Source organism: Streptomyces paradoxus (genome assembly GCF_014202475.1).
Lineage (GTDB): Bacteria > Actinomycetota > Actinomycetes > Streptomycetales > Streptomycetaceae > Streptomyces > Streptomyces paradoxus.
Genome location: NZ_JACHGV010000002.1, coordinates 570,068 through 592,046 on the forward strand (window position 1 = coordinate 570,068; position 21,979 = coordinate 592,046).

Sequence of the window (21,979 nt, forward strand, 5' to 3'; positions counted from 1 at the left end):
GGACGAGGTTACCCGGCGTGTCGGGGCGCCTGTTACGCAGCGTCAGGTGTGGAGGAGCCCGCCTGGGCCGCGAATCTCGCCTTCGCCTCGTCCACCTTCCGGCCGTAGTGCACCGACGCCCACCACAGGGCCGCGAAGATCGCCCCCAGGAAGAACATGCTGGGGACGACGAAACCCGACGCGATGAGCGCGATCTGCAGCGCCCAGCCGAGGACGACCCCGCCCGGGCGCGTCACCAGACCGCACAGCACCAGGCACAGGAACATCGCGATGCCGCTGACCGTCCACACGGTCGCCATGGACAGGTCGGGGTCCTTCATGGCGACCAGACCGGCGAACCCGATGACGAAGAACTCGCCGATGAGGGTCGAAGAACAGAGCGTGCGCACGGGACTCAGCCCCTCCCCAGGAGCAGTCGGGCCTCGCCGACGGTGATGACGGAACCGGTGACGAGCACACCGCCGCCGGCGAACTCGCCCTCCTCCTCGGCCAGCGTGATGGCGGCCTCCAGCGCGTCGGGCAGCCGCGGCTCGACCTGGACGCGCTCCTCGCCGAACACCTCCACGGCGATCCCGGCGAGCTCGTCGGCGTCCATCGCGCGGTGGCTGGAGTTCTGCGTGATGACGACCTCGGCGAACACCGGCTCGAAGGCCTCCAGCAGCCCCCGGACGTTCTTCTCGCCGCTCGCGCCGACCACGCCGATGAGGCGGCTGAACTGGAACGCCTCCCCGATCGCCTCGGCCGCCGCACGGGCACCCGCCGGGTTGTGGGCGGCGTCCAGCACGACCGTGGGCGACCTGCGCACGACTTCCAGCCGGCCCGGCGAGGCCACGGCGGCGAAGGCCTTGCGGACCGTGTCCGGATCCAGCGCGTCGGCCCGCTGCGCGCCGACGCCGAAGAACGCCTCGACGGCGGCCAGGGCGACGGCCGCGTTGTGCGCCTGGTGCGCGCCGTGCAGCGGCAGGTACACCTCGGGGTACTCGCCGCCGAGCCCGCGCAGCGTCACCAGCTGCCCGCCGACGGCCACCTGCCGCTCGACGACACCGAACTCCAGCCCCTCCCGGGCCACGGTCGCGTCCACCTCGACGGCCTTCTTCAGCAGCACCTGCGCCGCGTCGACCGGCTGCTGCGCCATGATGACCGTCGCACCCTGCTTGATGATGCCGGCCTTCTCCGTGGCGATCTCGGCGTGCGTGCTGCCGAGCCGGTCCGTGTGGTCGAGGTCTATGGGCGTGACGACGGCGACGTCCCCGTCGATCACGTTCGTGGCGTCCCAGGAGCCGCCCATGCCGACCTCCACGACGGCGACGTCCGCGGGGGCGTCGGCGAACGCCGCGTACGCCATGCCGGTGAGCACCTCGAAGAACGACAGCCGGTACTCCTGCGCGGCGTCGACCATCTCCACGTACGGCTTGATGTCCTGGTACGTCTCGATGAACCGCTCGGGCGAGATGGGGGCGCCGTCGAGACTGATGCGCTCGGTGATCGACTGCACGTGGGGCGAGGTGTAGCGGCCGGTGCGCAGCTCGAAGGCGTTGAGAAGGGCCTCGATCATGCGGGCCGTGGAGGTCTTGCCGTTCGTGCCCGTGATGTGGATCGACGGGTACGACCGCTGCGGCTCCCCCAGCACGTCCATCAGCGCGGCGATACGGCTGACGGAGGGCTCCAGCTTCGTCTCGCCCCAGCGCGTGGCCAGCTCCGCCTCGACCTCGCGCAGGGCCTTGTCGACCTCGGGGTCGGCGGGGCGCGTGGGGACGTCGGCGTCAGGCGGGCCGCCCTGGGTGCGCAGGGTGCGGCTGCCGGCCTCGATGACCGCGAGGTCGGGGTCGCGGGTGGTCTCCTCCGCGATGATCTCGTCGAAGGCGTTGAGGGGGTCGGGCTGGTCGTCGGCGTTGTGGTCTGGAGGGAGCTCGCTCACGGGGCCCAGTCTACGGAGCGGGGGTGACATCGGTCGGGGGTGGCTTGTGTCGTCGCGTGTGTGCGGGTTCGCCGTGGCTTGTCGCGCAGTTCCCCGCGCCCCTGAACTGCGCGAAGGCCCCCGGTGGCGACAAGCACCGGGGGCCTTCACACCGTACGGACGGGCTACGCCTGCGGCAGCCTCTCCAGCTGTGCCTGGATGCGGGCGATGTCCTCCTCCGCCTTGGCCAGGCGGGTGCGGATCTTGTCGACGACGTGGTCGGGAGCCTTCGCCAGGAACGCCTCGTTGCCGAGCTTGGCGTTCGCCTGGGCCTTCTCCTTCTCGGCCGCGGCGAGGTCCTTCGCCAGGCGCTTGCGCTCCGCCGCCACGTCGATCGTGCCGGAGAGGTCGAGGGCGACCTCGGCACCGGCGACCGGGAGGGTCGCCGTGGCCGTGAAGGCGTCGCCCTCCGGCTGGAGGCGGAGCAGCTGGCGGATGGCCGCCTCGTGGGGCGCGAAGGGCGTGCCGTCCAGGGTGAGGCGGGCCGGGACCCGCTGGCCGGGCTGGAGGCCCTGGTCGGCGCGGAAGCGGCGGACCTCGGTGATGACCGATTGGAGGCTCTCGATCTCGCGCTCGGCGTCGGCGTCCCGGAAGCCGCTGTCCTTCGGCCAGTCGGCGATGACGACCGACTCGCCGCCGGTCAGCGTCGTCCACAGGGTCTCGGTGACGAACGGGACCACCGGGTGCAGCAGCTTCAGCGTGACGTCGAGGACCTCGCCCAGGACGCGCTTGCTGACCTCGGCCGCCTCGCCGCCCGCCTGGAACGTCGTCTTGGACAGCTCGACGTACCAGTCGAAGACCTCGTCCCACGCGAAGTGGAACAGGGCGTCGGAGAGCTTGGCGAACTGGTAATCCTCGTAGAACGCGTCGACCTCGGCGACCACCGAGTTGAGGCGGGAGAGGATCCAGCGGTCGGTTGCCGACATCTTCGAGACGTCCGGCAGCGGGCCCTCGATCGTCGCGCCGTTCATCATCGCGAAGCGCGTCGCGTTCCAGATCTTGTTGGCGAAGTTCCGGGAGCCCTGCACCCAGTCCTCGCCGATCGGGACGTCGACGCCCGGGTTGGCGCCGCGGGCGAGGGTGAAGCGGAGGGCGTCGCTGCCGTACTTGTCCATCCAGTCCAGCGGGTTGACCGCGTTGCCGAAGGACTTCGACATCTTCTTGCCGAACTGGTCGCGGACCATGCCGTGCAGGGCGATGGTGTGGAACGGCGGGGTGCCGTCCATCGCGTACAGGCCGAACATCATCATCCGGGCGACCCAGAAGAAGAGGATGTCGTAGCCGGTGACCAGGACGGAGTTCGGGTAGAACTTCGCGAGCGACTCGGTCTGTTCGGGCCAGCCGAGCGTGGAGAACGGCCACAGGCCGGAGGAGAACCAGGTGTCGAGGACGTCGGTGTCCTGACGCCAGCCCTCACCGCTCGGCGGCTCCTCGTCGGGGCCGACGCAGACGATCTCGCCGTTCGGGCCGTACCAGACGGGAATCCGATGCCCCCACCACAACTGCCGCGAGATGCACCAGTCGTGGAGGTTGTCGACCCAGTCGAAGTAGCGCTTCTCCATCTCCTGCGGATGGATCTTGACGCGCCCGTCGCGGACCGCGTCACCGGCCGCCTTGGCGAGCGGGCCGACCTTGACCCACCACTGCATGGACAGGCGCGGCTCGATGGTGGTCTTGCAGCGCGAGCAGTGGCCGACGGAGTGGACGTAGGGCCGCTTCTCGGCGACGATCCGCCCCTCGGCGCGCAGGGCCCCGACGATCGCCGACCGCGCTTCCAGCCGGTCCAGGCCCTGGAAGGGGCCGTGGGCGGTGATCACGGCGTGCTCGTCCATGATCGTCAGGGCCGGGAGGTCGTGGCGCTGGCCGATCTCGAAGTCGTTCGGGTCGTGCGCCGGGGTCACCTTGACGGCGCCCGTGCCGAACTCCGGGTCGACGTGCTCGTCGGCGACGACCGGGATGGAGCGGTCGGTCAGCGGCAGCTTGACCAGCTTGCCGATCAGGTGCTTGTACCGCTCGTCCCCGGGGTGGACCGCGACGGCCGTGTCACCGAGCATCGTCTCGGCACGGGTGGTGGCGACGACGATGGTGTCGTCCCCGTCGCCGTACTTCATGGAGACGAGCTCGCCGTCGTCGTCCTGGTACTCGACCTCGATGTCCGAGATCGCGGTCAGGCACCGGGGGCACCAGTTGATGATGCGCTCGGCGCGGTAGATCAGCTCGTCGTCGTAGAGCCGCTTGAAGATGGTCTGGACGGCCTGGGACAGGCCCTCGTCCATCGTGAAGCGCTCGCGCGACCAGGCGACACCGTCGCCCAACCGGCGCATCTGGCCGCTGATCTGCCCGCCGGACTCGCCCTTCCACTGCCAGACGCGCTCGACGAACGTCTCACGGCCCAGGTCGTGGCGGGACTTGCCCTCCTTGGCGAGCTCCCGCTCGACGACGTTCTGCGTGGCGATGCCGGCGTGGTCCATGCCGGGCTGCCACAGCGTTTCGTACCCCTGCATGCGCTTGCGGCGGGTCAGGGCGTCGATGAGCGTGTGCTCGAAGGCGTGCCCGAGGTGCAGGCTGCCCGTGACGTTCGGCGGCGGGATGACGATGGTGTACGGCGGCTTGTCGCTCTTCTCGTCCGCCTCGAAGTAACCCCGCTCTACCCAGCGCTCGTACAGCGGCCCCTCTACGTCGGCCGGCGCGTACTGGGTCGGCAGGTCGGTGCTGGGCGCTGGTGGCTGCTGCTGAGCGTTCTCGGTCACGGGGGTCAGTTTAGAGGTGTCACGACCCCGTCCCGAAACGCGTTTCCTTTGTAACGGTGGGAGCCCCGATGCCATGCACACGGCGGGTCTGCGCCAGGATGTCCGGAACACATAAGCATCTGGAGGGGAACCCAGAACATGAGCTACAACCAGCCGGGCCCGTACGGCGGGCAGCCCCAGCAGCCCGGTCCGTACGGCCAGCCCGGCCCGTACGGCCAGCCGCCGCAGGCGCCCCAGCCCGGCTACGGCTACCCCCAGCAGGCCCCTCCGCCCCAGCCCGGCTACGGCTACCCGCAGCAGCCCCCGCAGGGCGTCCCGCCCCAGCAGGCGCCTTACGGCCAGCAGCCCCCGTACGGCCAGCAGCCGCCCTACGGCCAGGCCCCGTACAACGTCCCCCAGCCTCCCGCCCCGGGCGGCGGCAAGAAGAAGGCCGGGCTCATCATCGGCGCGGTCGCCGTCGTGGCGGCGATCGGCGTGGGCGCGTACTTCGTGATCGGCGGGGGCGGCGGCGCGGGCGCCCTGGAGGACGACGGGCCGCACAAGCTGGCTACGCCGGCGAAGGTGCTGAGCGAGTACAACCGCATGACGAAGGACGGGCAGACCGCCGGCGACGACTCCGCCAAGGAGCTGGAGAAGAGCGGCATCGAGAACGCCAAGTCCGTGCTGGGCTCCTACTCCACGGTGGACATGAGCAAGTACGACCCCACCGATCCGTCCTCCGCCGCCCAGATGGCAACGGCCAAGGGCGTCACGTTCGTCGGCGTCTACGGCAAGGTCTCCGACCCCGAGGCGGCCCTGGACACGCTCTTCGCCAACTTCAAGAAGTCGGCGGAGAAGGACTCCTCCAGCAGCGGCAAGAGCAAGACCGAGCTGATCGGTGAGCCCGAAGAGGCGGACCTCGACGGCGCGGTCATGAAGTGCCAGGCGGCCAAGGGCCAGGACCTGATGACCAAGAAGGAAAAAACCGACTGGTTCTGCGCGTGGGCCGACTACAGCACGATCGTCATGGTGTCGCCGGGTGAAGCCGCCGGAAGCGTCACCAAGGACACCGCCATCGACATCACCACCAAGGTCCGCCCGGAGATCCGGGTGAAGGCCTGACGACGCCGAAGGCACAAAGGGAAGGGGCCCCGGTCGATGACCGGGGCCCCTTCCCTTTACGTCCGTGTCACGCCGTCTTCTGCTCGCCCGGCCCCCGCCCCCGCGCATCCCGCGGGATCAGCGTCGGGTTGACGTTCGACTGGACGACGTCCGCCGTGATGACGACCCGGGCCACGTCCTTGCGGGACGGGACCTCGTACATCACGCCCTGGAGGACTTCCTCCATGATGGCGCGCAGGCCGCGCGCGCCGGTCTGGCGGAGGATGGCCTGGTCGGCGATGGCTTCGAGGGCCTCGCGCTCGAAGTCCAGCTCCACGCCGTCGAGTTCGAAGAGGCGCTGGTACTGCTTGACGAGCGCGTTGCGCGGCTCGACGAGGATCTGGAGCAGGGCCTCGCGGTCGAGGTTGTGGACCGAGGTGATGACCGGGAGACGGCCGATGAACTCGGGGATCATGCCGAACTTGACCAGGTCCTCCGGCATGACCTCCTGGAACTGGTCCTTGGACTCCATCTCGCGCTTGGAGCGGATCTGCGCGCCGAAGCCGATGCCCTTGGCACCCGCCCGGGCCTCGATGATCTTCTCCAGGCCGGCGAAGGCACCGCCCACGATGAACAGCACGTTCGTCGTGTCGATCTGGATGAACTCCTGGTGGGGGTGCTTGCGGCCGCCCTGCGGCGGGACCGAGGCCGTGGTGCCCTCCAGGATCTTCAGCAGGGCCTGCTGGACACCTTCGCCCGAGACGTCGCGCGTGATCGAGGGGTTCTCACTCTTCCTCGCGACCTTGTCGATCTCGTCGATGTAGATGATCCCGGTCTCGGCCTTCTTGACGTCGTAGTCGGCCGCCTGGATCAGCTTGAGCAGGATGTTCTCGACGTCCTCGCCGACGTATCCGGCCTCCGTGAGTGCCGTGGCGTCGGCGATCGCGAAGGGGACGTTCAGCATGCGCGCGAGGGTCTGCGCGAGGAGGGTCTTGCCGGAGCCCGTGGGGCCGAGGAGCAGGATGTTGGACTTCGCCAACTCGATGGCGTCGTCACGGCCGTTCGCCCCGCCGTTCTCGCCGGCCTGGACGCGCTTGTAGTGGTTGTACACCGCTACGGACAGGGCCTTCTTGGCGGCCTCCTGGCCGACCACGTAGCCCTCGAGGAACTCGTAGATCTCGCGGGGCTTCGGGAGTTCCTCCCAGCGGACCTCGCTGGTCTCGGCCAGCTCCTCCTCGATGATCTCGTTGCAGAGGTCGATGCACTCGTCGCAGATGTACACACCGGGCCCTGCGATGAGCTTCTTGACCTGCTTCTGGCTCTTGCCGCAGAACGAGCACTTGAGCAGATCGCCGCCGTCACCGATGCGTGCCACGGTGTGCTTCCCCTTCGCCTGGGAGACTCCTGGACGTCGACGTCCAGCGGACTCCTGGTGCTGCCTTATGTCCGACGGTACCTTGCCGGGCCCCCCGTTCGGGCCCCCCTTGGCGCGGTTCGCTTTGACGTGAACCGAGCCAAACCGTGCCAAGGGGCGGCAGACGATACAGACTCTCGCCTCAGCGCAGGCTCGAGTTGTCCATCTTCCGGGTGGTGATGATCTGGTCGATCAGGCCGTAGCTCAGCGCGTCCTCGGCCGTGAGGATCTTGTCGCGCTCGATGTCCTCGCGGATCTTCTCGACCGGCGTGGTGGAGTGCTTGGCCAGCATCTCCTCCAGCTGCGAGCGCATCCGCAGGATCTCGTTCGCGGCGATCTCCAGGTCGGAGACCTGACCGCGGCCGGTCTCGCTGTACGGCTGGTGGATCAGCACACGGGCGTTCGGCAGCGCCATCCGCTTGCCGGGCGTACCGGCGGCCAGCAGGACGGCGGCGGCGGAGGCGGCCTGGCCCATGCAGACCGTCTGGATGTCCGGCTTCACGTACTGCATCGTGTCGTAGATCGCCGTGAGCGCCGTGAAGGAGCCGCCGGGGCTGTTGATGTAGACCGAGATGTCACGGTCGGGGTCCATCGACTCCAGGCACAGCAGCTGCGCCATGACGTCGTTGGCGGAGGCGTCGTCGATCTGGACGCCGAGGAAGATCACGCGCTCCTCGAAGAGCTTCGCGTACGGGTCGTACTCGCGGATGCCCTGGGAGGTGCGCTCGACGAAGCGGGGGATGACGTAGCGGGACTCGGCCTGCGGGCCGGTGTAGCGACCCTGCGAGGCGCTCATGTCCTGCACGGCGTGCATACGGTCGTAGATCCCGCTGCCGGGGAACTGGTTCACGGTGTCTCCTGAAAAGGGCTGAGGCGGTCGGCTGGGGCTGTCTGGGGTCGCTGGGGCCCGGGAGGGCTCCGCGGGCCTCACGGGGCGCCACAGGCCCCGTGGGGACCGCTCAGGCCCCGGTGCCGCCGCCGCCCGGCATACCGGCGGCCGTGGGGATGACGTCGTCGATGAGGCCGTACTCCTTGGCCTCGAAGGCGTCGAACCAGCGGTCGCGGTCCGAGTCGCGGGTGATCTGCTCGACCGACTGCCCCGTGTGCTGGGACGTGAGCTCGGCCATGCGCTTCTTGGTGTGCAGCAGCCGCTCGGCGTGGATCTTGATGTCCGAGGCCGAACCGGCGAGGCCCGCGGAGGGCTGGTGGATCAGGATCTCGGCATTCGGCAGCGCGAAGCGCTTGCCGGGGGTGCCGGCGCTGAGCAGGAACTGACCCATCGAGGCCGCGAGGCCCATGGCGATGGTGACCACGTCGTTCTTGATGAACTGCATGGTGTCGTAGATCGCCATGCCGGCCGTGATGGAACCGCCGGGGCTGTTGATGTACAGGTAGATGTCCTTGTCCGGGTCGGCGGCAAGGAGCAGCAGCTGCGCGGTGATCTTGTTGGCGATGTCGTCGTCGACCGGCTGGCCGAGGAAGATGATCCGCTCGTTGAGCAGCCGGTTGTAGACCTGGTCGCCGAGGCCGCCACCGATAGAGGGCTCGCCGGCGGCTGAGGGCATCAGATTCGTCACGTATCCACCTGCTCGTCTTACGACGGCGCCGGGCCGTCTCACGTTTCCCTAGGGGCTAGGAGCCGTTCGGGGACTCCACTGCCCTCGTATTCATGGACCCTAACGCGCGGGTCCCTTCGGGGAATCCCGGAGATGGGAGTGTTCGCCGGGGGCGTAGCGCTGCGCATCAGGCCCGGGGGTGGTTTCGGGCCGTGGGGGGCTTCGGGCTTCGTCGTGGTTGGTCGCGCGTTCCCCGCGCCCCAGGGGTGCGCTACCCCCCCCCGGGCGGCAAGAAGGCCCTGGGGCGTACCCCAGGGCCTTCTCACTGACTCACCGCGACCGGGGCTCAGCCCTCGGTCTTCTCCTCGGCGGAGGCCTCCGTGGCCTCGGCCTCGGAGGACTCGGTCTCGTCCTCTTCGTCGTCGAGGTCGATGACCTCGCCGTTGGTGTCCTTGACCGTGGCCTTCTCGACCACGACGGCCAGGGCCTTGCCGCGGGCGACCTCGCCGACCAGGAGCGGAACCTGGCCGCCCTCGACGACCGCCTGGGCGAACTGGTCCGGGGACATGCCGGAGGAGGCCGCGCGGCGCATGAGGTGCTCGGTGAGCTCCTCCTGGTTGACGTTCAGCTTCTCCTGCTTGACCAGCTCGTCGAGCACGAACTGGGTCTTGATGCCCTTGACCGCGGCTTCCTTGGTCTCGGCGTCGAACTCCTCCTCGCTCTTGCCCTGGATCTCCAGGTACTTCGCGAGGTCGAGGCCCATCTGGCCGAGCTGGTGGTGCTCGAGGTTGTGCTTGCGGGTGTTGATCTCGTCCTCGAGCAGCTTCTCGGGGACCGGGACCTCGACCAGGTCGAGCAGCTTCTCCAGGACGCGCTCCTGGGCCTGCGTGGCCTGGTCGTACTGCTTCATGTTCTCGAGGCGCTTGCGGCTGTCCGCGCGCAGCTCCTCGATGGTGTCGAACTCGGAGGCGAGCTGCGCGAACTCGTCGTCCAGCTCGGGCAGTTCACGCTTGGCGACCTGGGTGACCTTGACGGTGACCTCGGCCTCCTTGCCGGCGGCGGAGCCGCCCTTGAGCTCGGAGGTGAAGGTGGCCTCGCCACCGGCCTCCAGGCCCTTCACGGCGTCGTCGATGCCTTCCAGCAGCTCACCGGAGCCGATGGTGTAGGAGACGCCGTCGGCGACGCCGTCCTCGAGGACCTCGCCGTCGACCTTGGCCTGCAGGTCGATCGTCACGACGTCGCCGTCCTCGGCGGCACGCTCGACCGGGGCGGTGGAGGCGAAGCGCTCGCGCAGCTCCTCTACGGCCTTGTCGACGTCCTCGTCGGTGACCTCGACCGCGTCGACCTCGACCTCGATGCCGGAGAAGTCCGGGATCTCGATGGACGGGCGGATGTCGACCTCGGCGGTGAAGTTCAGCGTCTCGCCGTCCTTCAGCTCCGTGATGTCGACCTCGGGCTGGCCCAGCACGCTGAGCTCGGCCTCGTTGACGGCGTCGGTGTAGAACTTCGGAAGCGCGTCGTTGACCGCCTCCTCCAGAACCGCACCGCGGCCGAACCGCTGGTCGATGACCCGGGCCGGGACCTTGCCCTTGCGGAAGCCCTTCACCGTGACCTGCTGGTTGATCTTCTTGTACGCCGCGTCGAGGCTGTCCTTGAGCTCCTCGAAGGGCACCTCGACAGTGAGCCGAACCCGAGTCGGGTTCAGGGTCTCCACGGCGCTCTTCACGGTTCGGTCTCCTTGTGGCTGACTTCTTGGTTTCTGCCGGGGCCAGAACGGCCCGGCGGATTTCGCCGCCCGGAGACTTCAGACGCTGAGACACACGGGCGTGCAGCTTGCATAGTAACGGCAGCGACTACACCGCCCAAAAGGCGATCACGCGAGTGATCCGATGGGCGATCACGCGAGTGATCGGGTGGCTGGTCGGGGTGGCGGGATTTGAACCCACGGCCTTCCGCTCCCAAAGCGGACGCGCTACCAAGCTGCGCCACACCCCGTCTGGTGCGACACGTAGGGTACATGCCGTCGGGCGGTGCGGCGGCCGGATTTCCACAGGGCCCGGGCCGCGTCGGCTCCGGCGGGAATGCGGTGTGCGACGACAGGGGCCGACCCGCTACGATGCCTTCAGTGCCGCGGTCACCCGACCTGCGGCGCGTGCTGTGCGGGCGTAGCTCAATGGTAGAGCCCTAGTCTTCCAAACTAGCTACGCGGGTTCGATTCCCGTCGCCCGCTCCATATGGCTCAGGGCCAGGCCGGAGGATTCATTCCTCTGCCTGGCCCTGAGTGTTTCCCGAGGTGGGCCCGTCACTGTCCGAGGGTCCGGACGTCCAGGGTGTAGACGGAGCGATCGCCGTACGGGACGTACAGGGCGTCCCCGGCCAGGGTGAGGGGGGCGCCGGAGGCGTTGTCGGCCTCGCCGCTGTCGTCCCGGCCGTCGCGGGTGCCTTCGATCTTGCCGGTGGTGACGTTCAGGGCGGCCACCCGGCCACTGGGGGACGCGAAGTAGACGTGCGTGGCGGAGGCGGCCGGCGGGCCCTGCTGTTCCACGGTGGAATTGCTGTCCCAGCGGGTCCGGCCCGTGCGGGGCGAGACCGCGCTGACGCCGCCGCTGCCCCGGGTGAAGTAGACGGTTCCGCGCAGGAGGTACGCGCCGGAGGCCTCGGACTGCCTGCCGGCGACCCGCACGGCGGTGAGCTCGCGCGAGGAGGTGTCGAGCAGGGTCAGGCCCTTGCCGGGCGAGTCCGCGTCCGCCAGCACCAGGCTGCCGCCGTCCCGGCCGAGCAGGTCCTGGGCGCCCTTCGTCTCGACCGTCCAGCGGGGCTTGCCGTCGGCCGTGCCGATCTCGGACACGGTGGTCCTGGCGGTGTCCTGCTGCCACCTGCCGGTGGTGCAGATCTGGTAGGCCCGGCCGGTCACGGCGCGCAGCAGGCAGTTCTCCGCACCCTGGGGCTCGGGGCGCTTCCAGCGGACCTCGCCCGTGCCGGCGTCGAGCAGGGCGTACTGCTCTCCCTGAGCGCCGTAGGACGTGATGACGCCTTCGGGGACGGCGACCGCGCCGCCCTGTTCGCCGTCGGGGGCGGTAGCCGTCTGGCCGTCGGCCGTCTCGGTCCGCCACAGCACCTTGCCGGTGCCGGCGGCCAGGGCGGAGACCGTATAGGTGAACAGCGGCCCGGCTCCGTCCGCCATCTGCCTCTCGTCCACCTGGTAGGCGAAGACGCGGGCGTCGCCCGTGCCGATGATCGAGCCCTCGTCGCTGGACAGGCTCTCCGGCCCGGTGGGGTCCACCAGGCGGGTCCAGGTGTTGCGGCCGCCGGCCAGGTCGAAGCGGGTCGCCATGACCTGGGCGCCGGCGCAGACCAGGGACGTGTCCACCACCGCGCAGTTCCGGAAGGAGTCGCGGCCCATGCCGCGATCGATGCCCTTGGGGACCTTCGCCCTGGTGGCCCAGGGTTTCCAGCCCTCGGGGAGGTCGGCCGCCCTGGGCTTGGAGGAGGGCGGGCGGTCGTTGTCGCGGATCAGGGTGACGGTGGTCGTGACGATCGCGGCGAATGCGACGGCCACGGCGGCCGCGACCAGCAGCAGCCCGTGTCTGCGGCGGGTGCGGGTGCGCCCCGCCCCGGGCGCGGGTGCGCCGGCCGGGTCGCGGGGCGCGGCGTCGCCGAACCGCCGTTCCGTCGGGGTTCTGCCGGGCCCGGGGCGCCGCGCCTCGTGGCGCTCGGCGTCGTCCGGTCCGCCGTCCGCCTCGTCGGGCAGCGGGTGGGACGTTTCGTCCCGCTCGGCGCGGGCCGCGTCGGGCCATGCCGTGCCGGCCGGCTCGGTCGGCCGGGCGCCCGGCCACGGACGTACGGGGCGCGGTGCGGCGATGCCGGGCACCAGGACCGGGCCGGGGGCGCCGCCCTCGCGGAGCAGCGTGAACAGTTCGTCCGCTGCGGGGCGGTCCTTCGGCTTCTTCTCCAGGCAGAGGCGGATGAAGGGGAGCAGTTCGCCGGGTACGCCGGTGAGTTCCGGTTCGCCTTCGACGACCCGCAGGGCCGTCTCGTACGGGCTCGGGCTGTCGAACGGTCCGCGGCGGGTGGCGGCGTAGGCGAGGACCGAGCCGAGGGAGAACATGTCGGCGGCCGGGCCGACGTCCTGCGGGGAGGCCAACTGCTCCGGGGACATGAAGGGCGGGGTGCCCATGACGCGGCCGGTCTGGGTGAGGACGTCGGAGGCGGCGAACTCGGCGGCGCGGGAGATGCCGAAGTCGATGACGCGCGGGCCGTCCTCGGCGAGCATCACGTTGGCCGGCTTCAGGTCGCGGTGGACGACTCCGGCGCGGTGGATGTCACGCAGGGCCTCGGCGAGGCCGGCGGCCAGGCCGCGCAGGCGGGGCAGCGGGAGCGGGCCGTGCTCGCGGACGTGGGTGCCGAGGTCCGCGCCCGGGATGTAGAGCGTGGCCATCCAGGGGTGCGGGGCGTCGGCGTCTGCGTCCACGACGGGGGCGGTGAAGGCGCCGCTGACCCGGCGGGCGGCGGCCACCTCGCGGCGGAAGCGGGTGCGGAACTCGTTGTCGTCGGCGTACTGGCTGTGCACGACCTTGATGGCGAGGCGCCGGCCGGAGGCCGAGCGGGCCAGGTAGACCACACCCATGCCGCCGGAACCGAGGCGGTCCTCGATGCGGTAGCCGCCCACCTCCGCCGGGTCGGAATCGCGCAGCGCCATCCCCGTACGTTCCCCCCGTCACGCACCGTCCTGTGGTCGGGGCGAGCGTAACCGCCCCTGCGCCGGGCCCTGAGCGCGGGGCGCGGGGCGCGGGAGGAGATGCCGGCGTCCGGTCAGAAACTGATGGAGTTGATGGTCTCCGCTATCGAGTTGAGGAACCGGTTGATGGACGGGGCCATGCCGGTCGAGGCGAGGAAGAAGCCGAAGAGGATCGCCACGATCGCCGGCCCCGCCTTGATGGATCCCCCTCTCAGCAACACCACAAGGATGATCGCCAACAGCAGCACCACAGACAGTGAAATGGCCACAACTGATCACACCCTCGGTCGGTCCGCTCTCCCGGCCCGGGGACGCGACCCCGCGCACCCCCGCCAGAACCATCGTGCCACCAACACGGCCGGGCTATGCGGCCGGTGACGCATCGACCACACACGTGTCGCACCCGGCCGCGCGGCACGTTTGTGTTCAGGGTCTCAACACCGAGGAGTCGCACGGCAATTCGACGAGCCATCCGCACAGGGAATTCGACCGCATCGTTTCCATCTCCACACAACGCGTTCGCAGCTAATTCGAATTGCTGCCACATGCCCATCAACCACCCCGTGAGGCAGGGTCCGAAGAGGGCTGAAGCGGACATTCCGCTGGAGTCGCCTGCTGGTCTTATGCACCGCTTAGTCCGGAAGTATCACGACAAGCAGGGCCCAGGTGGTGCACACAATCCGCCAACGGATGATGTGTCGGCCATCACGCCGACAGTGACGTCAACTACCCGTAATCCGGGGGTACCCGCAGCGAATAGCCAGGAATCACGTCCGGCGTTTTACGAATAGCTGCAGGGAACGCTAGGGTGCCTCAGATGTTCCACGCTGCCTCGTCCCCCGAACGCGCAGCGAGGTCCCGGATCGTCTCCCCGAGCTCCTGGTGGGAGGGTCTGTGACGAACTCGCTGCGACCGAACGGCGACCGCAGGGCGCCACTTCCCCCGGCACAGTCGCCGGCCGACGGAGTGCCGAGCCCGCGCTCGCCGCTGAGCACGCAGAAGAAGCAGAACGGCAAGCAGCGCGACGCGTTCTTCGACAACGCGAAGTACCTCGCGATCGTGCTGGTGGCCATGGGCCACGCCTGGGAGCCGCTCAAGAGCGACAGCCGGATACTGGAGGCGGCGTACCAGGTCGTCTACGCGTTCCACATGCCTGCGTTCATCCTCATCTCCGGGTACTTCTCGCGCAGTTTCGACATGCGGCCCGACCGGCTGAAGCGCCTGATCACCGGCGTGGCCGTGCCGTACATCATCTTCGAGACGGCCTATCCGCTCTTCAAGCGGGTCATCGACAACGACCCGCACCAGGAGATCAGCCTCCTCGACCCCTGGTACCTGACCTGGTTCCTGGTCGCGCTGTTCATCTGGCGTCTGACCACCCCCATCTGGAACCTGGTGCGCTGGCCGCTGCCGCTCGCGCTGGGGCTCGCCATGCTGGCGACCGTCACGCCGGAGATCGGTGACGACCTGGATCTGCAGCGCGTCCTGCAGTTCCTCCCGTTCTTCGTGCTGGGCCTCGTCATGAAGCCCGAGCACTTCCACATGGTGCGCCGCCGTTCCGTGCGGATCGCCTCGGTGCCGGTGTTCGCCGTCGCGCTGGCCTTCAGCTGGTGGGCGGTGCCGCGCATGAACACCGCGTGGTTCTACCACCGTGACGCCGCACAGGAGCTGGGTGCGCCCTGGTGGACCGGCCCGGTCATGGTGCTCGCGATGTTCGGCTGCTCCCTGGTGCTGACCGCCTGCTTCTTCGCCTGGGTGCCGCGCCGCCACATGTGGTTCACGGCCCTCGGCGCCGGCACGCTCTACGGCTACCTGCTGCACGGCTTCCTGGTGAAGGCCGGCGACTACCAGGGCTGGTTCGAGGCGTCCTGGCTGCACCGGCCGGCCGGTGAGATCCTCGTCACCGTCCTCGCGGCCGCCGTCGTGACCGCGCTGTGCACCAAGCCGGTGCAGCGCGGGTTCCGGTTCGCGATGGAGCCGAAGATGGAGTGGGCCTTCAAGAAGGACGCCGCCCAACTCGCCCGCGAACGCCAGAGCGGCGAACGGCGCGAGCGTGAGCGCGAGAAGGTCAACGCCTGACCCGCACAGCGGAGTTCATCCCACGAGACCGAGAAGTGCGCGCATCCGTGCGTACTTCTCGGTCAGTCGTTCACGGGTCGCCTCGTCGAGGACCGCGAGGCGGGCCGGGTCCGCGTTGTGCGCCAGGTCCGACTCCTTCACCAGCAGCGCCCCGGGCGTGGCGAGGATCCGCGCGGCGTACGCCTCCGGCGGCTCCCCCGCCCGTTTGGTGACCGCGAGGACGATGTCCTTCGTACGGCTGCTCAGCGCGGCCTCCCGCAGCCACCGTGCGGAGAGGACGTCGTCCTCGACGGCGTCGTGCAGCCAGGCCGCCGCGATCTGTTCCTCGTCGCCGCCCCGCGCCCGTACGCCCTCCGCCACCGCCCGGAGGTGTTCGGTGTAGGGCCGTCCCGCCTTGTCTCTCTGGCCGGTGTGCGCGGCGCGGGCGGTGGCCTCGACCTGGGCCAGGGTCATGCGCGATGTCTCGGTCACCGCTCCAGTGTCTCCCCGCGCAGCGCCGCCCGGGCCGGCAGGGTGACCGCGGCCAGGCCGAGGACGAGGATCGCGGCGGCGAACGAGCCGTACACGAGCGGGGGTATGTACGGCCCCCGGCCCGTCAGGCCCCTCATCATCGGCACCAGCGTGGCCAGGGCGATCGCCGTTCCCAGCGCGATGCCCGCGACGGCGACCAGGAGCGCTTCCCAGCGGACCATGCGCAGCACCTGGCGGCGGGTGGAACCGAGCAGGCGGAGCGTGCCGAGTTCGCCGCGGCGGTCCAGGACCGTCATCACCAGGGTGTTGACGGCGGCGACGGCCGCGAAGCCGCCGAGGACGGCCGCCATGATCGTGTTGGCCCAGGCGTTGAGCTCGCGGTCGAGGGACTGGGCCGCGGTGTGGTCGGCGCGGTCCAGGACCCGGCCGAGCGGGGCGAGCGCCTTCGCCGTGCCGCCCTTGACCCACAGTTCGGTGTCGAAGGCCGAACTGACGTGGCGGGCCAGGTCGGTCCGGCCGAGGGTGACCTCGGACAGGCCCAGGCCGCGGCCGTACGTCGCCACCACCAGCGGGGTGGCCCTGGTGCCGTCGGGCAGGTGGATGCGGACGCGCTCGCCGACCCGGGCGTTCGCGTTCTCGGCGACGGACGCGTCGAGGGCGATCTCCCCCGGCTTCAGCGACAGCCGTCCCTTCTCGACGTCCAGGTCCTGTACGGCGGCCAGGTCGCGCGCCGATCCCGTGACGCCCTGCGCGGAGACCGGGGTCAGGACGCCCGAGGCACGGACGAGGACGGACGTCTTCAGCAGGCCGACGGCCGCGGCGACTCCCGGGGTGTGCCCGGCCCGTCGCACGGAGTCCGGGGGCAGGGCGCCCCCGTCGGCCGTGACGATGTGGTCGGCGACGATGCCCGCCCGCTGCTGCTCCGCGGTGACCCGCTCCTCGCTGGTGTGCAGGAAGACCAGGACGGAGGAGAACGCCATGGCCAGCACGATCGGGGTGATCGCGGAGGCCAGACGCCGGGCGTTGGTGCGGGAGTTGGCGGCGGCCAGGGCGGCGGGGGCTCCCGCACCCCGCAGCGGGAGTCCGAACAGGGACGCGCAGGCTCGGGCGATCAGCGGGCCCAGCAGGGCGACGGCCAGCATGAACAGCATGACGACGCCGAGGGCGGCGTTGGCCGCGTCCTCGCCCGACTCCGAGGCGGCCAGGCCCGCGCACACGAAGCCGCCGGCCGCCGCCGCCACGCCGAGCGGTGTGCGGATCCAGCCCGGGCGCAGCCGCTCCACGGACGCCTCGCTCAGTGCCTGGCCCGGCTTGATGCGGGAACTGCGGTGCGCGGCGGTGTATCCGGCGAGCAGGGCGGTGACCAGGACGGCCCCGGTCGTGACGGTGAGGGGGATCCAGGAGACGGCGAGCTGGACGGGTTCCGGGACGGCGCCCTTGTCCTTCAGCTGCCCGAACCACCAGGCGGCCAGGGCGATTCCGGGCAGGCAGCCGAGCGCGCCCGCGACCGGCGCGACGAGCAGCGCCTCGGTGGCGATGGTGCGGCGGATCTGGCGCGGGGTGGTGCCGACGGCGCGCAGCAGGGCGAACTCGCGGGCCCGGCGGCCGACCGCGAGGGCGACGGTGCCGGCGGCGGTGAAGACGGCGACCATGGTGGCGACGCCGCCGAAGGAGCCGCCGATTCCGATGAGGACCTCGCGGGCTTCGGCGAGGGCCGGGTTCTCCACGGTGCCCCGCTCGTCGCCGGTGTGGATCTCGGCCCGGCCGCCCAGGGCGCGGGTGAGGCGGGCGTCGAGGGCCGCGGCACCGACTCCGGGGTCGGGAAGGACGGCGATGGCGTCGACGCGGTGGGGATGGCCGGAGACCCGGACGGCTTCGGCGTCGCTGAACCAGACCGTGTCCCGGGCGGCTGCGGTGCCGGCGACGCGGTAGGTGCGGGGGCCGTCCGGGAGGGTGAGGGTGACGGTGTCACCGGCCGGGGCGTGCCGGTCGTGGGCGACGACGACCTCGCCGGGGCCGGGGGCGCGGCCGGTGGTGAGGCGTTCACCGGTGAAGGCGGTGGAGCCCCAGCCGTGGGCGGTGAGCCTGCCCCCGGGCGTGAGTACCGGGAAGGTGACGTCGGGGATCGCCGCGCGCACTCCGGGGACGGCGGCGGCCTTCGCGACCAGGGAGTCGTCGAGGCGGGCCCGGTCGGGCACCGCGTCGCTCTCGTCCGGCTTTCCGGCCCGCTGCTCGGCGGCGGCCACGGCGGGGACACGCGCGTAGCGCTCGGGTGGGACCGTGGCGCGCACGCCCGTCTCCAGCAGGATGCCGCAGGCCGACACGATCGTGGCGGCCAGCACGAGGGCGACGAAGGTGCCCACGAACGCCGCGGGACGGAACCGGAGGGCCGCCCGGGCGAGGCCGTTGGGGGCGAGCATCAGGCGGCCGCCCCGGTGTGGGCGCGCGGGACGGCCAGGGACGTCATCCGGGCGGCGATGCGGTCGGCGTGGGCGCGGCCCGGGTCGTGACCGGTGGCGGCGCCGCGGTCCAGGTGGTCGACGATCTCGCCGTCCGACAGGAACAGGACGCGGTCGGCCCAGGCCGCGGCGGCCGGGTCGTGGGTGACCATGACGACCGTGGCGCCGTGGGTGTCGACGGCCCCGCGCAGGAGGGTGAGGATCTCCGTGGCGGTGGTGGTGTCCAGGGCGCCCGTCGGCTCGTCCGCGAAGACGACGTCGGGGCGTGTGACCAGGGCGCGGGCGATGGCCACCCGCTGCTGCTGGCCGCCGGAGAGCTGGCCCGGGCGGCGGCGGGCCTTGTCCCCGAGGCCGACCTGGTGCAGCACCTCGGCCGCGCGGCGGCGGTCGGGACGGTGCCCGGCCAGACGCATCGGGAGGACGACGTTCTGCTCGACCGTGAGCGAGGGCAGCAGGTTGAAGGCCTGGAAGACGAAACCGATGCGGGTGCGGCGCAGGGCCGTGAGCTTGTTCTCCTTCATCCCGGTGATCTCCGTGCCGCCCAGGCGGACCGTGCCCGCCGTGGGGCGGTCGAGGCCGGCCGCGCACTGGAGGAACGTGGACTTGCCGGACCCCGAAGGGCCCATCACCGCGGTGTAGCTGCCGTGCCGGAGAGAGAGGTCGACGCCGCGCAGGGCGTGCACGGCGGTGCGGCCGCGGCCGTAACGCTTGCGGATGCCGTGCAGTTCCACGGCCCAGTCGCCTGACATGTGTGTCCTTCCGGATCCGAGTCGTCCGCACCGGTGCGCCGGTGTGTCTCGAACGTACGGAACCGGAGGGTGGCCGGACCATGAGGAGGACCGCCCGGCCGGCCTGGGGAAAACCCCACCTCAGCGGGGAGCGGCGGCCGTCGGTCCCTCGCGGCAGATCAGCAGCAGGGCCCGGTCGTCGTTGACGTCCTTGGCGACCGCCTCGATGAGATGCCAGGCGGCACCGTGGAAGCCGCCGGCCACGTAGCGGTCGGCCTCGCCGGTGAGGCGGTCGATGCCCTCGACGATGTCGCGGTCGGCGGTCTCCACCAGGCCGTCCGTGAACAGCATCAGCACGTCGCCCGGCCGCATCGAACCCTTCACCGGGTCGAACTGGGCGCCGTCGTACACCCCGAGGAGCGGGCCCTCGGCCGCCTTCTCCTCCCAGCGGCCGGTGCCGGCGCTGAGCTGGAGGCCCGGCGGGTGGCCGGCGGAGTAGAGCTCGTAGTCGCCGGAGTCCAGGTCGAGGACCAGGTGGATGGAGGTCGCGAAGCCCTCGTCCCAGTCCTGGCGCAGGAGGTAGCCGTTGGCGGCCGGGAGGAAGGCGTGCGGCGGGAGGGAGCCGAGCAGGCCGCCGAACGCGCCGGACAGCAGCAGGGCGCGGGAGCCCGCGTCCATGCCCTTGCCGGAGACGTCGGTGAGGACGACTTCGAGCGTGCGGCCGCCGTTGGTACGGGCCGCCACCACGAAGTCGCCCGAGAACGACTGGCCGCCCGCCGGGCGCAGGGCCATCTCCCGGTGCCAGCCGCCCGGCAGGTCGGGCAGCTTGCTCTGCACCCGGATGCGTTCACGCAGGTCGAAGAGCATGGTGCCGCCGCGCCGCCAGGGCACACCGACCCGGCTGCGGAACTGGGCGAGGAGCAGCCCGAAGAAGCCGCAGGCCGCGACCACGAGGACGACGCCCGGGGTGACCCGCGACGGGCCCTCCGTGTACGGGCCTAGTTGTACCGACTCCACGATCAGCGCGGTGGCCGCGGCCGCGTACAGGCCGAGCAGGCTCGCCGGGCGCAGCAGCAGTCCGCCCACGACGACGGGCAGGACCAGGGCGGCCGGTGAGAACCACACCGAGTTCGCCAGGGTGGCCGCCGCGATCACGGGAACCATCAGGAGCAGGCCGGCCAGGGCGATCCAGTCCGAGCCGTTGCCGCGGAAGTAGTCCACGGCCGCTCGGCGCACGCCGACGCGGACCCGGTGCCACTGCTTCTTCAACCGGGCCGTGAACGTCTCGGCTTCCGCGCGCCGCTCTCGTCCTGATGCCATTAGTTCGGGACCCTATCCATCGGACCAGCCTCTTGGCACGGGAGGTCCTACTTGTCCCCCGTCCGAGGGCCGACTTCACAGTGAACTTCACAGCGCGCCGCTGTGCCGCCCCCCGGGGGAAATTGGCTCGCTGGTCCCGCATTGCCCTGGTAGGCATGGCTCATGGCTACTGACGCGAACGGCCTTTCGCCCGGTCTGCGGGTCCTTCGGCGGGACGATTGGGACAAGTGGTACGACACCCTGATCCGGGGCTTCGGAGGGGTGCCGGAGTCCGCCGAGGAACGGGAGTTGTGGAACTCGCTGACCGAGGCCGACCGTTCACTCGCCGTCTGGGACGGGGACGAGTGCGTGGGGACGGCCGGGGCGTTCAGCTTCCGGCTCACGGTGCCCGGGGGCGCCTCGGTTCCGGCCGCTGGCGTCACCATGGTCAGCGTGGCCGCCACCCATCGCCGGCGCGGGGTGCTGACCTCGATGATGCGGCGGCAGCTGGACGACGTCCGGGCCTCGGGTGAGCCGCTGGCCGTGCTGACGGCTTCCGAACCGGCGATCTACGGCCGGTTCGGATACGGCGCCGCCACCTTCCAGTTGACCGCAGAGATCGACACGACCCGGGTGGGGCTCACGTCCCTGCCCGTGGGCACGGACGACGTGCGCGTGCGTTACGCCGTTCCCGCCGACGCGCTCGATGTCTGTGAGGCGGTGTACGCCCGGGTGGTCCCTTCGCGGCCCGGGATGCTGGCTCGGCAGCCAGGCTGGGAGCGGCTCGAGGTGCTCGATCCGGAGAGCGACCGGGGAGGAGCGTCTCCACTGCAGTGCGTCCTGGCCGAGCGGGACGGCGAGACGGTCGGGTACGCGCGATACCGCGTCAAACCGGACTGGGAGGCCGCCGGGCCCAACGGCTCGGTGATCCTGGAGAACTCGGCCGCGCTGGACCCAGCGGCGGACGCGGCGCTGTGGCGGTTCCTGTTCGGCATCGACCTGACGTCGTCGCTGGTGCTGCGGGGGCGGGGCCGACCGGTGGACGACGCGTGGCGGCACTGGGTGTCCGACATCCGGCGATGCCGGCCGCGCGTGCTGGATGCGCTGTACCTGCGGCCGGTGCATCTGGGGGCCGCGCTGGAGGCGCGGACGTATCAGGCGCCGGTGGACGTGGTGCTCGAAGTGGAGGACGCGTTCTGCCCCTGGAACTCCGGGCGTTGGCGGCTCAGCGGGGATGCGAAGGGGGCGTCCTGCGAGCGTACGGCGGATGCGGCCGATCTCGCGCTGTCCGTACGGGAGTTGGGAGCCGCGTACCTCGGGGGTGTGTCGCTGGCCTCGCTGGGGACGGCGGGGCGTGTCCGGGAGGTGCGGCGGGGGGCGCTGGCGGAGGCCTCACTGGGGTTCGGGACCGGCGTGGCCCCGTGGTTGCCGCACGGCTTCTGAGGTCG

At 70.8% G+C, this 21,979-nt stretch carries 16 protein-coding genes and 2 tRNA genes; 4 read left to right on the forward strand and 14 right to left on the reverse strand.

The window, feature by feature from the left end; translation table 11 throughout:
- Positions 1 to 32 precede the first annotated feature (32 nt).
- The 3 genes from HNR57_RS07515 to HNR57_RS07525 all read right to left on the reverse strand — a co-directional run bounded on the left by HNR57_RS07515 (position 33) and on the right by HNR57_RS07525 (position 4,707).
- On the reverse strand, positions 33 to 389 hold the full coding sequence (locus HNR57_RS07515; RefSeq protein WP_062926843.1) for a DUF4233 domain-containing protein: 357 nt from the start codon (positions 387 to 389) through the stop codon (positions 33 to 35).
- A 5-nt stretch (positions 390 to 394) separates the two neighbouring features.
- Positions 395 to 1,918 (reverse strand): bifunctional tetrahydrofolate synthase/dihydrofolate synthase, encoded by a 1,524-nt coding sequence (gene folC / locus HNR57_RS07520; protein ID WP_184558048.1) that lies wholly within the window; start codon positions 1,916 to 1,918, stop codon positions 395 to 397.
- A 164-nt stretch (positions 1,919 to 2,082) separates the two neighbouring features.
- Entirely contained in the window at positions 2,083 to 4,707 is a 2,625-nt protein-coding gene (locus tag HNR57_RS07525) for a valine--tRNA ligase (protein ID WP_184558063.1), read from the reverse strand.
- Between the two features lie 138 nt (positions 4,708 to 4,845).
- Between HNR57_RS07525 and HNR57_RS07530 the strand changes: the two genes are divergently transcribed.
- Positions 4,846 to 5,808: a hypothetical protein gene (locus HNR57_RS07530; RefSeq protein WP_184558067.1), complete on the forward strand. Its 963-nt coding sequence runs from the start codon at positions 4,846 to 4,848 to the stop codon at positions 5,806 to 5,808.
- Between the two features lie 67 nt (positions 5,809 to 5,875).
- On the opposite strand, the gene clpX is transcribed toward HNR57_RS07530, so the two are convergent.
- From clpX to HNR57_RS07555, 5 genes are all read right to left on the reverse strand, one after another.
- Complete coding sequence (gene clpX / locus HNR57_RS07535; protein ID WP_031114127.1) at positions 5,876 to 7,162, reverse strand: ATP-dependent Clp protease ATP-binding subunit ClpX; 1,287 nt, start codon at positions 7,160 to 7,162, stop codon at positions 5,876 to 5,878.
- A 181-nt stretch (positions 7,163 to 7,343) separates the two neighbouring features.
- Positions 7,344 to 8,051 carry an ATP-dependent Clp protease proteolytic subunit gene (locus HNR57_RS07540; protein WP_031107154.1) on the reverse strand — a complete coding sequence of 236 codons (708 nt, stop codon included), beginning with the start codon at positions 8,049 to 8,051 and terminating at the stop codon, positions 7,344 to 7,346.
- 109 nt (positions 8,052 to 8,160) lie between these two features.
- The gene (locus HNR57_RS07545) at positions 8,161 to 8,766 is read right to left on the reverse strand and encodes an ATP-dependent Clp protease proteolytic subunit (RefSeq protein WP_030818448.1); all 606 of its coding nucleotides are present in this window, start codon (positions 8,764 to 8,766) and stop codon (positions 8,161 to 8,163) included.
- 337 nt (positions 8,767 to 9,103) lie between these two features.
- A complete protein-coding gene (gene tig, locus HNR57_RS07550) occupies positions 9,104 to 10,483 on the reverse strand; it encodes a trigger factor (protein WP_184558070.1) in 1,380 nt (459 codons plus the stop codon).
- 192 nt (positions 10,484 to 10,675) lie between these two features.
- A tRNA-Pro gene (locus tag HNR57_RS07555) sits at positions 10,676 to 10,752 on the reverse strand.
- Positions 10,753 to 10,916: 164 nt separating this feature from the next.
- Between HNR57_RS07555 and HNR57_RS07560 the strand changes: the two genes are divergently transcribed.
- Positions 10,917 to 10,990 (forward strand) — tRNA-Gly (locus HNR57_RS07560).
- Positions 10,991 to 11,059: 69 nt separating this feature from the next.
- Here HNR57_RS07560 and HNR57_RS07565 read toward each other — a convergent pair.
- Together HNR57_RS07565 and HNR57_RS07570 are read right to left on the reverse strand one after the other, a co-directional pair.
- On the reverse strand, positions 11,060 to 13,456 hold the full coding sequence (locus HNR57_RS07565) for a serine/threonine-protein kinase (protein WP_184558073.1): 2,397 nt from the start codon (positions 13,454 to 13,456) through the stop codon (positions 11,060 to 11,062).
- Positions 13,457 to 13,569: 113 nt separating this feature from the next.
- Positions 13,570 to 13,764: a hypothetical protein gene (locus HNR57_RS07570; protein WP_010041885.1), complete on the reverse strand. Its 195-nt coding sequence runs from the start codon at positions 13,762 to 13,764 to the stop codon at positions 13,570 to 13,572.
- Between the two features lie 697 nt (positions 13,765 to 14,461).
- Here HNR57_RS07570 and HNR57_RS07575 point away from each other — a divergent pair.
- The gene (locus tag HNR57_RS07575; RefSeq protein WP_376772209.1) at positions 14,462 to 15,574 is read left to right on the forward strand and encodes an acyltransferase family protein; all 1,113 of its coding nucleotides are present in this window, start codon (positions 14,462 to 14,464) and stop codon (positions 15,572 to 15,574) included.
- A 15-nt stretch (positions 15,575 to 15,589) separates the two neighbouring features.
- Here HNR57_RS07575 and HNR57_RS07580 read toward each other — a convergent pair whose 3' ends face one another.
- The 4 genes from HNR57_RS07580 to HNR57_RS07595 all read right to left on the reverse strand — a co-directional run bounded on the left by HNR57_RS07580 (position 15,590) and on the right by HNR57_RS07595 (position 20,552).
- Positions 15,590 to 16,027 (reverse strand): HD domain-containing protein, encoded by a 438-nt coding sequence (locus tag HNR57_RS07580; RefSeq protein WP_184558877.1) that lies wholly within the window; start codon positions 16,025 to 16,027, stop codon positions 15,590 to 15,592.
- A gap of 14 nt (positions 16,028 to 16,041) precedes the next feature.
- Positions 16,042 to 18,465, reverse strand: a complete 2,424-nt coding sequence (locus tag HNR57_RS07585) for an ABC transporter permease (RefSeq protein WP_184558080.1) — start codon at positions 18,463 to 18,465, stop codon at positions 16,042 to 16,044.
- Positions 18,465 to 19,253, reverse strand: a complete 789-nt coding sequence (locus tag HNR57_RS07590; protein WP_184558083.1) for an ABC transporter ATP-binding protein — start codon at positions 19,251 to 19,253, stop codon at positions 18,465 to 18,467. The genes HNR57_RS07585 and HNR57_RS07590 overlap by 1 nt, the downstream gene beginning before the upstream one ends.
- 120 nt (positions 19,254 to 19,373) lie before the next feature.
- Positions 19,374 to 20,552 (reverse strand): PP2C family protein-serine/threonine phosphatase, encoded by a 1,179-nt coding sequence (locus HNR57_RS07595; protein WP_184558086.1) that lies wholly within the window; start codon positions 20,550 to 20,552, stop codon positions 19,374 to 19,376.
- A gap of 162 nt (positions 20,553 to 20,714) precedes the next feature.
- Here HNR57_RS07595 and HNR57_RS07600 point away from each other — a divergent pair, with 162 nt between their 5' ends.
- Positions 20,715 to 21,974, forward strand: coding sequence for a GNAT family N-acetyltransferase (locus HNR57_RS07600; RefSeq protein WP_184558088.1), 1,260 nt, complete (start codon positions 20,715 to 20,717; stop codon positions 21,972 to 21,974).
- The last annotated feature ends 5 nt before the right edge of the window (positions 21,975 to 21,979 follow it).